This is a genomic window from Paraburkholderia sp. BR13439 (genome assembly GCF_040948805.1).
Lineage (GTDB): Bacteria > Pseudomonadota > Gammaproteobacteria > Burkholderiales > Burkholderiaceae > Paraburkholderia > Paraburkholderia youngii.
On the sequence record NZ_JBFPKN010000055.1, the window covers coordinates 1 to 12,511 of the forward strand.

The following is a 12,511-nucleotide window of genomic DNA, read 5'->3' on the forward strand; positions in this document are numbered from 1 at the left end:
GAATCTCGGCAAACAGTGGTCGTCACGCTTCAAAAAGCCAGGCGACCAACCTGCCAGCAGACTCTCATGGCTGATACGACGCAAGTGGCAAACGGCCAACTCTCTGAAAACGAGTTGTGCAGACCTTACCTAGATATCGATGTCGCGACTTCTTCTATTGTTGTGGATCGCATGAGTCTAGGCCGTGTATGCGTCACTTCTTTTTGCTTATTACGGCCTTCCTTTTGAAATCTTAACCGCAGCGCGCGTCCGGCTCGATCCCCTCAGCGCCCATCCATTGGAGAATCTGCATGAAAAGCTTGGCGGGTCAGGCCAGGGGTCATAGGATGCCGTTCTTGTCACTTCCTTTTCGATGGTGCTGGGCTAGGCTTTTTTTGGCCTGACTCAGAACCGAACCGGCAACGGATTTCTGTGCCGGCGCGCTCTACTTGTTCGACAGCTGCTTGCTTGCCAGTGACGCGTCTTTCTTACCCGGAGCCATAACCAACTCCCCGTAGATGGTTGTCTGTGCACTGCTCAGGTAATGTAGGATGATTTAAACGGCTTCCGCGACTAGCGTTCATCCGCCACCTCCACGCCGCGCTCAGCGAAGCTTTTTCGGCGCACACGAATATGCGCGAAATCTGGAAGGGTGCAACGGACAGAACGGTCGGCGAGGTCCCGGGCGGGCAAGTCATCGACAGCTGATCGCGACCGAGTTTCGATGCCGCACGGTGCAACAGTTCCCGGTGTACCAGCCTCGTCAGCATCGTGCTGACTATTCCGTATTTAAAATCTGATTTTGCAGAAAGCATTGAAAATCATTTTTCTTTTCGTTCATGCGGCTATGTTTGATGCACGCTAACGCATATCAAGTAAACCTCGGTTGCACCTGCAGTTCCATATCATTGATCATACAATATCAAACTCCATCATAAAGATTGGAGGTTTTATGGCAATGCGTATTGAGGTTTTCTGCATCAGCAAGACAAATAAGGAGAGTAGGCACGAGGCCATTTCGCATATCGGCGGAAAGAATGCCGACGGGAGTCGGTGGAAGATCAGCGAAAAAGACGCGATTAAGGGGATTGAGACGGGTAAGTGGAATTTCTATGTTGGCGGAGATGGCCAGACTGCTGATGTGCTCGTCTGGCAAACCCCGCAAGGCCACAAATTCCTCAGGACCGGGCGCGACTTGACCACTGCGGACGATCTTCTCAGCCTGCCCGAGTGCCCAATAAATGCCTCTCCTTGTTTCCAATCACGGGAGTTTCCCGTATCGGTCAGCGCCGCGCCGTCTAGTCTGCGGCGCTAAATACCGCGGACGTGAAGGAGTCAGGCCGATAAAGCCGCGATCGCGGTGCACAGGCCAGAAATGGCGTCTGCACCGGCGGCTTCGGTTCGCGGCGGATCGGCTATCAGCGTGCACGTGACGCTGTCTCGCAACACCGCAAAGGAGGCGTGAAACGCCGCATCCCCACCTCGACGGTTTCCGCCAGTCACCCTCCGCGACCCTTTCTTTTCCCTCTCCGGTTACCCTGTTTTTTTCGGTTACCCTCCTTATCTGGCGAGGGTTTGCCGGTGACCGAAGGCTTTTCTGGCGGGTTACGTAACTGATCATCAGTTACCTCGAAACCCGATGCAGGGGGTATGCCTAAATTGGGCACACCCCCAAGGTTTCCGCCACGGGCCAATCAGCGCAATTTTGCGCGCATCCGCTCGACGAAGGCTGCGCCGCCGTACCACTCCTGCGACTCGGGATCGAGCTCATCGAATAGCGCCAGCGCGAATTCCTCGCGGGTCGGCGGGCTCCAATACCTAGGAAAATGGGCGCGGTCAGTGGCTTAAATCGACTTCCGCGCAGGTTGGGCGGCAACGGGTTGATATTAACTTCGCGCATTTTTCACTCCTTTGGATAGCGTCGGCGCGCTTTTCCCAATCTGACTCCGCTGCATGCTTTTCCTGTAGTCGAGGAAACCGCAAACTACCATGGAATTGCGGCGAGACGATGCGACGCCTTGACGCCGACGAAAACGTGTGAATTGAACTCACCCCTGGGGGCTCTAACTCGAGCGGCTCCTCGATGGCCGGCGCCAACCGTGTCGGAGGCGTTGCTCTTGCCGAGGCATAACCGACGGATCGTCGGTTTTGGACGGCGCGGCCAGGCCGTTTCGGGCTGCGTTTTTCTCTGCACGCACCCCCGCGGCACTGACAAAACTGACAGAAGCCCGTTCGATGCGGGTCCGCTTTAGCCATCTGGAAACTGCGCAAATCCCTCCAGATAGGTTTCCTTCACGTTCGTAGAAAACATAGTCGCTCGTTACTCCCATGCAGTGCGACCAGGTGGTCATACCGCATCAAAGGGTGCATCACTTTGACAATCCCTTTTTGCAATGCGGCATCAACCGAATAGGCCGGGGCGTCGCGAGCATCCGATCCGATAGTGCGCGCGGTCGACGACGGCGCTGTTCGAAATAATCTTTCATCAGCCCTGCAATTGGGGCGCGTTTCACGACCCCCGGTGAAAATGACCCGAATCGTCGACACCACCGATTCGGTGGCTCCGGAGAAATCGGTTGGCGAGCCTCGCGGGTCGGCTTTCAAGTCTTATTTCTCGGAAGGATTGAAATAACTTGTGTTTTAGTAAATCTAGATCCGTTTGATCTGCGCCAATACATATCGCATAAATCACGGGTAAACGTGAAATTCCTTAATATGATGGATTGTGCAATATCAAGCTCCATCATAAAGAGCGAGGGTTTTATGGCGCAGCGTATTCAGGTTCTCTGCATCAGGAAGACAAAAAAGCAGAGTAGGCACGAGGCCATTTCGCATATCGGCGGAAAGAACCCCGACGGGAGCCGGTGGAAGATCAGCGAGAAAGACGCTATTAACGGGATTGAGACGGGTAGGTGGAGCTTCTATGTTGTCCGAGGTGGCCAGACTGCTGATGTGCTCGTCTGGCAAACCCCGCAAGGCCAAAAATTCCTCAGGACGGGGCACGACGTGACCACTGCGGACAACCTTCTCAGCCTGCCCCAGTGCCGGTAAATGCTTTTCTTTGAGCATGGCGAATTCGACGGGCCGGCCACCGCCTTGAGGCGTCTTGGCCAACTCGCGTTTCAAACGCGAGTGGATTAAGCGGGGAAATCTCATTTATTGTCGAGACCCCCACTTTGGGGCCCTCGTTTCGTTCAACATGGCGATTTCCGTCGACGAAGACGGAGCGGGACGGAAATCGTTGCCGTAGGGGTGTCCGCCGTGGTTTCACGCCTCGCAGCGATCGATTTTGTCCGGCTTGCCGAAAGGGCGAGCCAGTCGTTTGGCTTGGTCAGATTTAAAATCCGGGCAAGGCGCGCTGCAGACCTGGCTGGAGAGTTGCGAATTGAAAATTACTCGCCTTCCAGCGGATCGCGTTCACCGAGTGCCTCGTCAATTAGCCGTCTGACTCGTCGCATGGCTTCGCCGACGGCCGCAGTTGCGGGGTGCACCGAGTGGTAATGCTCCGGTTTTGCGAGCGGCGCGCCGGTGCGCACGTCGTCCCGGTGGGAAAAGATGCGCTCGACAAGCAGGGTGACATTGGAGCCGCCGCGTACGTCATCGCGCGCTGTCACCGTGATGCTGAAGCCTCGGTGCGTCTGTCTATCGAACATGTCATGTCTCGGCGGTACAAGCGATAGGTCAAGTCTAGCTCAGTGGGTATCTGGTTCTTCGCGCGACCCGGGCTCCCAAAGTGTGTGCCTAGGTCTCGGCCGCACTGAGTCGTGCAGCATCCGTCAGCCCCTGACAAGCCGAACTGCCGGCAGACCGTCTCGGATATTTTGCGCAAGCGGGATGACGACTAGAGCCTCACAAAGCATTTCTCACACTCAAACGCTGCTGCCGGGTTCGGGTGCCCGCAGCAATAGCACGTCTGTTTGCGCTCCGGTTGGAGCTCTGATGGAGCCTTGGTCGGTGCCTCGCCTGGTGTCTGTTGCTGCTGCAATGAGAGCCCTTCAATGCTAGCCTGCTCGGCTGCCGCGCGAAAGCGCCGTCGTACATTTCGCGACTGCGATCCCAGATCGCGCGCGCTTCGGCTGTCAGTGGCGCGTGTAGCCCAAGGTCGGTCGTTACATCGCCGGCGCGACGGCGCCGCTGTGCTGGGTGCGTGGTTCCATGGTTCTCCTGGGGTGGTTGGAGTTCAATGCGATTCCGTGAACTGCGGAGCCGGTTCGCCGAGAACTGAGATCTGTTTGTGGACGCAGTTCGCGAGCACTTCGGTGACTTTGTCAGCCGCGTCAATGCCCAGGTCCGCGGCAACCATCGGCCCGATCTTCGAGGGCCAGTTAAGCTACGCGTCACGCGCCGCGCGCGCTTCTTCGAACAGGACGTTTTTAGCGAGATCGAGATCGATTAGAGATCCGATTTTCGTTTCCTACTCGAGTTGGTTCAGCAGCGCCAGGTAGACCTCCTTGATACGCCGGGCCTCGTCAAAACTGGTCGCGTCGACATCAATTTCTCCGACCAGACGGTCCGCCGCCTGTTCCGACGGACTCTCCTGGCAGCATCTCAATTTCGACGGTAAGGGACGCCGCTTCGGTGGGCGCCGGCGACCCAACACGCCGGGAAGCCTTGCGGCGACACATGAACACACGCAGGAATTTCGTGTGTCGCGGGTGGCAGGCGCGATCGCGATTGGCCTGTTCTGTGTGCTCCTTTTCGGACTTCCTGCGTTGATGGCGTTCGATTTCACGCACGCGATCCGGGTGTTCGAAGGGTTTTACCGTTCCGGCGCGCTAGTCTTCGGTGGTGGTCACGTCGTCCTTCCGCTTCTTCAGCAGGAAACCGTGGCGACGGGTTGGGTGTCTTCAAACGACTTTCTCGCCGGATTTGGTGCCGCACAGGCGGTTCCCGGTCCGCTCTTTACCTTCGCGGCCTTCCTAGGCTGCATAATGACCGGGAGACAGAGTCACGCTTGGGGAGCGCTGCTCACGACCGCCGGCATCTTTCTGCCCGGTCTCTTGCTTGTGCTTGCGGCACTGCCGTACTGGCAAGCGCTACGAGCGCGCCCGTCGATGGCGGCCATGCTGTCCGGAGTCAATGCAACCGTCGTCGGACTGCTGGCCACCGCCCTGTACTCGCCGGTGTGGACCAGCGCCGTGCACACCGAGTCTGACTTCTCAATCGCTGTCATCGGTTTTTTCCTGTTGACGCGCTGGAAAGTGCCGCCACTGGTCGTGGTGGTTCTCTGTGCACTAGCCGGGATCGCAGAAGCCGTTCTCCATTGAGGCTGTGCGGCCGGCGAAAGGGATAGACCCCTCGCCGGCGGATCAGCCGCGGCATTTGTAGACCCACGCGCCAGAAACTGCCTTGCACCTTCACTGACGAGTCTGTCGCCCGAAAGCTCGAGGAGCAGTTCATCTCGTTCGCCACAAAGCTCCGTTGTTTGATCAGAGCCGCGCTCGAATGACCTGACAAAGGCAATTCTGAAGGGCGGCAATTGGCCGGTTGTACCGGTCAACTGTGACGACCAGAGACCTGCCGCTGCCGCAGGGAACGGCGGCTTTCGATGAAGGTAGCCGAACCGGTACTGCCGACCAACTGCGGTCGTTCCTCCGACGCGCAGATCGCCATTCAAGCGTCGGCTTCGCACTCGGCACCAGACCGTCGCGGTTGGGACCATCTCGACAACATGTCGGCGGTTACGCGGATTTTTTCTCGTGTTGCTGACCCCACCGTCGGCGCTATGACCGACGCACGCCATGCCACCATCCAGCACGTGTCTCGCAAGATGGTTACTGCCGCGCCGCTATCCGCACGCGCTCGCCCGCTCTGGTTCGCGCCGACGCGATCGACATGCCTAGGCCGAGCAACGTCAGGCAGACGACGGGCACGAGCATCGGAGCGCTTGCGTTACCCGCGACCTTTCCTATGTAAGGCATCAGGTTCTGCGCAAAGAAGCCTCCGAGATTGCCAATCGAATTGATCGCCGCGATCGAAGTGACTTCGGAGCTTGCGTTCGGAGCACCGCCAGTAGCCGCTGTAGCATTATCGTCCGGCGTGTCATCGGGGAGGAACGCGACCAGACCGGACGAACCGGCACTGTCAACGAAGTTACTGTCAAAGTAGATTGTTCCACGGCCATGCCCCGAGGGGACTAGCAATCGCTCGCGGGACAGCTTGCTGAGGGTCTTGGCGATGTCAGCCGGGTGCTCGTCGGTAATTTCGCGAACCCCTTTGTGGTCGACAAAGCCTTCTACCGATGCCGTGACGGCGATGAGCTTTTCAAGGGCATTCAACTGCGCAAACTGCGATCCGTGAACCGCTTCAATCTCGGCAACCACGTCGGCGGGCAAGAGGCTGGCCATACGCAACTCGAATAGGTCTGTTCGGGGTCACGTTTTTCTGAACGACGGGGGAGCGCCACGATTGTTCCTTCCAGACACCGAAGATGCGCGGAAAACCCGATCCGGCCTGATCGCCTGCCCTACGAGCTGGAACATTTTCTGGATGAGTCGATTGCGACAGTCGCTGTCGCCACCGCGGATTGCCTGTTCGATCGGTACACGCATGAGGCCCGGATTTCGAAATCCATACATGTCCGGACGCTTCGCGACGAGAATGGACACCCGGCCTGAGAAGTCGGAATGGACGAGTGCGTTCACCAACGCCTCTTGGACCGCTTCATGGACAGGCGTGACTCCCTTCCTCACCATTCCGTCTAGGACGAAGGGAATCTTCAGGTCGGCCGTTAGTTTCGCGAGAACCTTCCGATAGAAATCAAAGAGATTGCCCGACCAGGACCCGTCTGTAGTGATCCGGTCGACCCAACGTGCTTCGGTCCGCGCTTCGGGCCGCACCTGATAGTCAACGATGTAGTTCGGAACGGCATCGAGGATTGAGTTGAGCTTGCCTAACATGAGCAGGCCGGCGATGGTCAACCCTTCCGCACCAGTTTCTCGGTCCTTTTTCCATGCCTGCACCGAGCGCAAGAACTCCGGGAGCGCTTGGGCGATAAAAGGATGCGTCGGCGCCCGACTTGCGAAGATCTGGCGATACGCGGCTACCGATTCCAGATCGAGATCATCGATATCGTACCTGGGAAGGATAGTGGCGTCTCTCGGAGTTTCGCTCTGTTCACCACGCAGTTGTCGAAAGCGATCCTCCGGGAGGAGAAAGTCACCTTCGTTCCTCCTCTCATAGGTTCTGCGCAGCGGATTTTCACCCACCGTAGATCGGGCTGACGGCACGCTGCTCTGGGAATTCGGACGCGCAGATGTAGTTAATAATTCATTATGCTATGTCGAATTAGGTTCCCCAAAACGGTGGGCAAGGGACAAGCTTGCAGTTGGACCATTAATGGTTTAAATTCGGTCTTGTCTGTATCTCTCCCGGAGCCTTGGATGCATCTCGCCGATCATGTCAAGCCGATCAGCTACCTCAAAAGCGAAGCGGCGCAAATCGTCAAGGACCTGACTGAGTCGGGAGAGCCGCTCATCATCACGCAGAACGGCGAAGCGAAGCTCGTCGTGCAGGATGTGCGAACCTATGAATCGACGCAGAAGTCCCTCGCGCTTCTAAAAATCTTGGCTGTCGGCCAGAAACAGATCGAACGCGGGGATCACGTGGATGGCGATGAGTTCTTTGCGGAACTCAACGAACTCGATCGCCAGGAAAAGCTCCGCTGATGGCGGCACCGCTGCTAAAATACCGCATTCTCCCGACCACGCGGATCGGCATCGACGAACTCAGAAGCTATGTCGTCCGCACATTCGGGTGGGAAACATGGCGTCAGACATCGGCGCAACTGCAGGAAACGATCACGCAGATTCGGCAGTTTCCCGCTGCCGGCCATACGCCTACCGAACTCGAGGTCTTTTTCGAGGACGGTTTCCGGCAGGCCCTTTCTGGCAAGAATCGGTTCATTTATCAGGTCCGCGACGATACCGTTTTCATTCATCTCGTGGTGGACGTGCGACGCGATCTGCCCTCCCTTCTTCAAAGAATCGTGCTTCGCCTGATGTAATGGGCACCGACCGGTGTCTCGCGGTCATGCTGCAGCGCTGCGTTGATACTCTGGCGCACACGGCTACAACTTGCGACCTCTGAGTGAATCTGCTTGTGCGGCTCTGCAGAGCGTTCCCGCAAGAAAATGCCTTGGTATTCAATGCTATTCGCTCGTTTCCCGACTGCATGCTGCTGATCGACGGCACGGCTGTGTGTCCCGAAACTAAGGCGTTGCACCGCGAGCGTCTGCGGTCGACCGAAAAGCACATAGCGAATCCGGTACGCCACCGGGCGCGTCGTCTCGAAACGCTCAACGAAGGTTGTGCGTCTTCCCTGGATTAGTGGGCGGTTTTCAACTTCCGCTGCGTGCACGACCGTGTGCATTCGTTCACCCGACCGCTTCCCTACGAAGCGATCCGCGGTGGCAAGCGCCGAAATCGGGGTGTTCGTCCTTTTCGTGCTTGTATCTGGCGCATTTCTCCGCCCGCGCGCCAGGCCGGCGAGCGCATGATTGAGGGCGGCCAGCAGAACCGCGCCACGCGCTGTAGTCCTGCGCGTCTGTGTGCATGCAGAACCGGGTCACGATCCAGCTATGCGCCGCCTTAGCGGCGCATCGAGAAGCATCTCGCGATAGAGATCGATCGGAAAGCTCAGCGTTCCACGAAAATTCACATGCGTAAAATGCGCTGGGCCCGCAATGACCAGGTTTGTCAGCAGCGTCAAGGAGCCAGAAATCGCGATCATTTCGTCGCGGCGTCGCCCGCGCTCCGGCGCGATCTTGCCGGTGTGGATTGCACGCTGCAACTGATGGACCGATTCACCGCGGTTGAGCAGCGTATGCATTTCACGCCGGAATTCAATGTTGCTGAAGCAGTCGCACAGGAAAGGCGCGCGCAGTAACCTACCGAGGTGGTCGGCTGGCCGGTACACCGGGTCGCCCTGCGCCACGGTTCCGAATCGCTGCACGGCGACCATTGCGCTCACGCGCCCCGCATGAATTGATGCAACGAGGCGCAGCAGTTCCTTCCAGCCGTCACGAATCGCCTTGATGGAGATCTCATGGGCGACGACCGCTGCCAGCCCCTCGGGCGCTGCCATGGCTCTCGGCAGATACAGTTTGCGTTCCGAGAGGTTGCGCAAACGCGGGCAGAGATCAAAACCGAGCAGCTTCGACACCGCCATCCCTACGTTCGTGTTTTATGTGTGTCTACTGAAAGACGCAGCAGTCCACCGTCGTCACGGTTCTCGTTGTGACGGATCACGCCCTCGAACGCCACGCCAGCCTGGCGTTCGTTCAGCACGATGGGCTGGTTATAGACAATGCCGTGCTGATCCAGCACGTGCGTGTACATGCCTATCGCGTGGGTGCTACGTCGCGGATCGACCCGCGCATAAAACAGGAGCGGTGACGTGTCCACACTCATGGAGTTGCTCGATGCCCGCCTTCCGTTACCCCAAAGTTCAGTAATCGGATGCGTGCGCTGGAATTCAACCACGCGGTCGTTTGCACGCGGCAGCCGACTGGGCATTTCAAGGAAGCGCATTGCCGTTGAAATGTGCGCCGCGTCCAGTTGCGGGATCATGGCGGCGACGCTCCTCACGTCCAGTTCCGTGCCATGGGCGATCAACGCGGCGGACAGCGAGACGAGTTCGTTCGTATCGCGCGCCTTGCGTGACCGGAGCACTCCACTGAAGCGAGTGTGAGCGTCCATCTCCATAATCATGTCGGCGAACGGCGCGTTGCCGATCTCGCTGAATATCAGATCGCGTGCGTGTTTCGGTATGCCATCGGTCGACAACGCTTCGATCGCCGACAGGTGAATTGCGCCGTCCGTGCCAATGACACGCGGCCTGCCTCGCGTGCCTCCTCGAGCGCGGCCAGGCCTGCCTTGAGGCGTTCCCTCAACCGTTCGAGAAACGGCTCCGCGGTTCCCGGCAATCCGAGTGATGCCAGGTAGAGGTCACGTTCGCTTTCCCATTGCGTGGGTGGAATCAGCAACTGGTCGCGTTCTTGGAACGACAGGCTGTGGTTGATCCAGACCCACCCACGGCGAAGCCCCTTGCGCAGCCGGTGATTGCTGAGGCTTCAAGCGCCCGCAACGCGCGCGCTCGATCTTCGCCCTCGACGAGATCGCGCCAGGCGGAGCTGACTGGCACATCACAGTCGGGCGGCAATTCGGTCGCGCCACTGTCGTGCAGTGTGCCGACAAGATCGAGCTGTCGCAGACTGGGTTCCACGTCGCGCCCCACGAAGCCGAGCTCACGTAACGGCCCCCGCAGATTGCGGATGCGGTGGTGATCGTCGGTGAGCGTTTCACGTACGCTGGCGGCGTGACTTGCCGGTGGCCTGTCTACGAGGTGCTCAAGTAGCTTGTCCCTATCGTCGAGACGCTTTTGCGCCGTACGCTCGCTATCGTGAACCAGCGCCTTTATCGCGATCAGTTGCTGCCGGTATTCGATAGCAGAGCGTGCCTGTCGGACCGTCGTGCGGTCGTAAGCCTGGCGGACGAGGTCGGATACGCGGCGCCCTGTTTGGTAGAGTAGCGCGTCCGTCAGCTCGAGCGTAAGCGTGGCCCCAGCGACGTCTTGACTGGAGACTGAGATCTTTAGGCCGCGGTGCGGAGCTGATCGGCGACGACCCAGGGTGCGAGTTCATCGATGCGGTTGATCGCATGCTCGGCGATGCGCGCGAGCACGAAGCGCAGATACGCCTCTGGATCGATGCCGTTGAGTTTTGCGGTGCCAATGAGGCTGTAGATGGCGGCGGCACGTTCGCCGCCGGAGTCTGCTCCAGCGAACAGATAGTTGCGTCGACCGATGGCCACCCCGCGTAGCGCGCGCTCGACTGGCAGGTTATCGATTTCGAGCTGGCCGTCATCGCAATAGCGTGTGAGCGCTTCCCACCGGTTCAGCGCATAGAGGATCGCGCGGCTCGTATCCGATTTGCACGAGAGGGTCTCCAGCGTCGTTGTGAGCCACGCACGGAATTGATCGAGTAGCGGCCGCGCATGCTCCTGGCGATGCGCACGGCGCTGGTCGGGCGGCTTGCCCCTGATTGTTTCCTCAATCCTGTATAGCGCGCCGATACGCTCAAGCGCCTCGGTGTTCAACGCATTGGGGCGCACTGCGTGCAGTTCATAGAACTGACGTCGGGCGTGCGCCCAACAGGCCGCCTCCGTGACGCGCCCGGTTTCGTAGATGGACTGGTAGCCACCGTATGCATCGGCTTGCAGCGTGCCGTTGAATGATTCGAGATGCTGTCGCGGATGGATGCCCTTGCGATCCGGCGTATAGACGAACCACACCGCCGGTGGCGTCGTGTCGGCCGATGCACAGTCATCGCGCACGTACACCCAAAGGCGACCGGTTTTCGTCTTGCCGTTGCCCGGTGCAAGCACCGGAACCGGCGTGTCGTCGGCGTGCAGTTTGGTCGCCGACATCACGTGTCGACGCAACGTTTCAACGAGCGGCTGCAGCAGCGTCGCCGCGTGACCGACCCACTTCGCAAGCATCGAGCGATCAAGCTCGACGCCTTCCCGCGCATACATGACCGACTGTCGGTAAAGCGGTATCTGGTCTGCGAACTTCGAGACCAGCACGTGGGCGAGCCGCCCTGGGCCGGCGAGACCGCGTTCGATGGGACGGCTCGGTGCAGGTGCCTGAGAGATGTGATTGCAACACACGCACGCAAACTTCGGGCGCACATGACGGATGACCCGGAAGCTGGCCGGTACGTACTCAAGCTGTTCGGCGACGTCTTCGCCTAGCGAATTCATCTGGCCACCGCACTCCGAGCACTTCCCGGCAGATTCGGGCAAATACGTTCGGAGCTCGCGCGGCAGATGTTCTGGCAGTGGCTTGCGCGGTGCCTGTTCCACAGCCGTGCGCGGCGCCTTCGGGATTTCAACTGGCGCCGCCCCTTCGTCGGCCTCAAGCTCTTCGAGGCGCAGCTCGAGTTGCTCGATCTGATGGTCCAGCTTCTCCGACTTGCGACCGAACTGCATACGGCGCAGCTTGGCGATGAGCAGCTTCAGGCGTTCGACCTCGGCTGTGCGCGAGGCCAGCGCGGCTTGTTGCGAGTCGACCGTTTCCTGCAGTTTGAACACCTGCGCGTCGCGCTCGCGCAGCGCTGCCTCGTGGCTGAGCAGCATCGCCTTCAGCGTTTCGACATCGTCGGGAACTGGGCTCGCGCGCGTCATGCGACCAGTTTACGCGCGGGCCGCGACGTTTACAACGCCGAGGTCGGTCGTGCCGTTCGCGTCGGTTGCCGCCAGTCGATGCCTTCCAGCAGCATCGATAGTTGCGCCGGGCTCAGGCAGATAACGCCACCGTCGGCTTGAGGCCATACGAAGCGCCCCTTCTCGAGTCGCTTCATCAGCAGGCACATGCCATCGCCGCTCCACCACAGCACTTTGAGCTGATCGCCAAGCCACACGACATTCAACATACCGATCGCAAATTGTGGTGATCGCATACCGCTGGCACCCCGCCTACGGCCAGGAATACAGGCTGGTCCGCCGCACTGGGCGCCGCGGGAATGAGATGG

At 59.1% G+C, this 12,511-nt stretch carries 13 protein-coding genes and 2 pseudogenes; 8 read left to right on the top strand and 7 right to left on the bottom strand.

Annotation, left to right across the window (positions count from 1 at the left end):
• The 3 genes from AB3X96_RS40890 to AB3X96_RS40900 all read left to right on the top strand — a co-directional run.
• A partial coding sequence (locus AB3X96_RS40890; protein WP_368594202.1) for a hypothetical protein occupies positions 1–228 on the top strand: 228 nt, incomplete at its 5' end.
• Positions 229–931: 703 nt separating this feature from the next.
• Positions 932–1,294, top strand: a complete 363-nt coding sequence (locus AB3X96_RS40895) for a DUF3892 domain-containing protein (protein ID WP_368594203.1) — start codon at positions 932–934, stop codon at positions 1,292–1,294.
• 1,448 nt (positions 1,295–2,742) lie between these two features.
• Complete coding sequence (locus tag AB3X96_RS40900) at positions 2,743–3,030, top strand: DUF3892 domain-containing protein (RefSeq protein ID WP_176112508.1); 288 nt, start codon at positions 2,743–2,745, stop codon at positions 3,028–3,030.
• 341 nt (positions 3,031–3,371) lie between these two features.
• Here the strand turns inward: AB3X96_RS40900 and AB3X96_RS40905 are convergent, their stop codons facing one another.
• A complete protein-coding gene (locus AB3X96_RS40905) occupies positions 3,372–3,632 on the bottom strand; it encodes a hypothetical protein (protein ID WP_013094604.1) in 261 nt (86 codons plus the stop codon).
• Between the two features lie 581 nt (positions 3,633–4,213).
• Here AB3X96_RS40905 and AB3X96_RS40910 point away from each other — a divergent pair.
• Both AB3X96_RS40910 and AB3X96_RS40915 read left to right on the top strand, forming a co-directional pair.
• Positions 4,214–4,375, top strand: coding sequence for a hypothetical protein (locus tag AB3X96_RS40910; RefSeq protein WP_368594204.1), 162 nt, complete (start codon positions 4,214–4,216; stop codon positions 4,373–4,375).
• Positions 4,376–4,616: 241 nt separating this feature from the next.
• A pseudogene (locus AB3X96_RS40915) lies at positions 4,617–5,246 on the top strand (chromate transporter); the annotation flags it as partial.
• A gap of 507 nt (positions 5,247–5,753) precedes the next feature.
• Here the strand turns inward: AB3X96_RS40915 and AB3X96_RS40920 are convergent.
• Together AB3X96_RS40920 and AB3X96_RS40925 are read right to left on the bottom strand one after the other, a co-directional pair.
• Positions 5,754–5,957: pseudogene (locus AB3X96_RS40920) on the bottom strand (MFS transporter); the annotation flags it as partial.
• Positions 5,958–6,353: 396 nt separating this feature from the next.
• Positions 6,354–7,187, bottom strand: coding sequence for a hypothetical protein (locus AB3X96_RS40925; RefSeq protein WP_368594205.1), 834 nt, complete (start codon positions 7,185–7,187; stop codon positions 6,354–6,356).
• 174 nt (positions 7,188–7,361) lie between these two features.
• On the opposite strand from AB3X96_RS40925, the gene AB3X96_RS40930 reads away from it, so the two are divergent.
• The 3 genes from AB3X96_RS40930 (at position 7,362) to AB3X96_RS40940 (ending at position 8,307) form a co-directional block, all read left to right on the top strand.
• Entirely contained in the window at positions 7,362–7,646 is a 285-nt protein-coding gene (locus AB3X96_RS40930; protein ID WP_368594206.1) for a type II toxin-antitoxin system Phd/YefM family antitoxin, read from the top strand.
• A complete protein-coding gene (locus AB3X96_RS40935; RefSeq protein ID WP_368594207.1) occupies positions 7,646–7,984 on the top strand; it encodes a type II toxin-antitoxin system RelE/ParE family toxin in 339 nt (112 codons plus the stop codon). Before AB3X96_RS40930 ends, AB3X96_RS40935 begins: the two co-directional genes overlap by 1 nt.
• Before the next feature lie 83 nt (positions 7,985–8,067).
• Positions 8,068–8,307, top strand: a complete 240-nt coding sequence (locus AB3X96_RS40940; protein WP_368594208.1) for a hypothetical protein — start codon at positions 8,068–8,070, stop codon at positions 8,305–8,307.
• Between the two features lie 237 nt (positions 8,308–8,544).
• On the opposite strand, the gene AB3X96_RS40945 is transcribed toward AB3X96_RS40940, so the two are convergent.
• The 4 genes from AB3X96_RS40945 to tnpB all read right to left on the bottom strand — a co-directional run.
• Positions 8,545–9,147, bottom strand: a complete 603-nt coding sequence (locus AB3X96_RS40945; RefSeq protein WP_368594209.1) for a Tn3 family transposase — start codon at positions 9,145–9,147, stop codon at positions 8,545–8,547.
• A 2-nt stretch (positions 9,148–9,149) separates the two neighbouring features.
• Positions 9,150–9,764 (bottom strand): Tn3 family transposase, encoded by a 615-nt coding sequence (locus AB3X96_RS40950; RefSeq protein WP_368594210.1) that lies wholly within the window; start codon positions 9,762–9,764, stop codon positions 9,150–9,152.
• 807 nt (positions 9,765–10,571) lie between these two features.
• Complete coding sequence (locus tag AB3X96_RS40955; RefSeq protein WP_368594212.1) at positions 10,572–12,116, bottom strand: IS66 family transposase; 1,545 nt, start codon at positions 12,114–12,116, stop codon at positions 10,572–10,574.
• A 77-nt stretch (positions 12,117–12,193) separates the two neighbouring features.
• Positions 12,194–12,511: IS66 family insertion sequence element accessory protein TnpB (tnpB, locus tag AB3X96_RS40960; RefSeq protein WP_368594211.1), on the bottom strand; the 318-nt coding region annotated here is incomplete at its 5' end.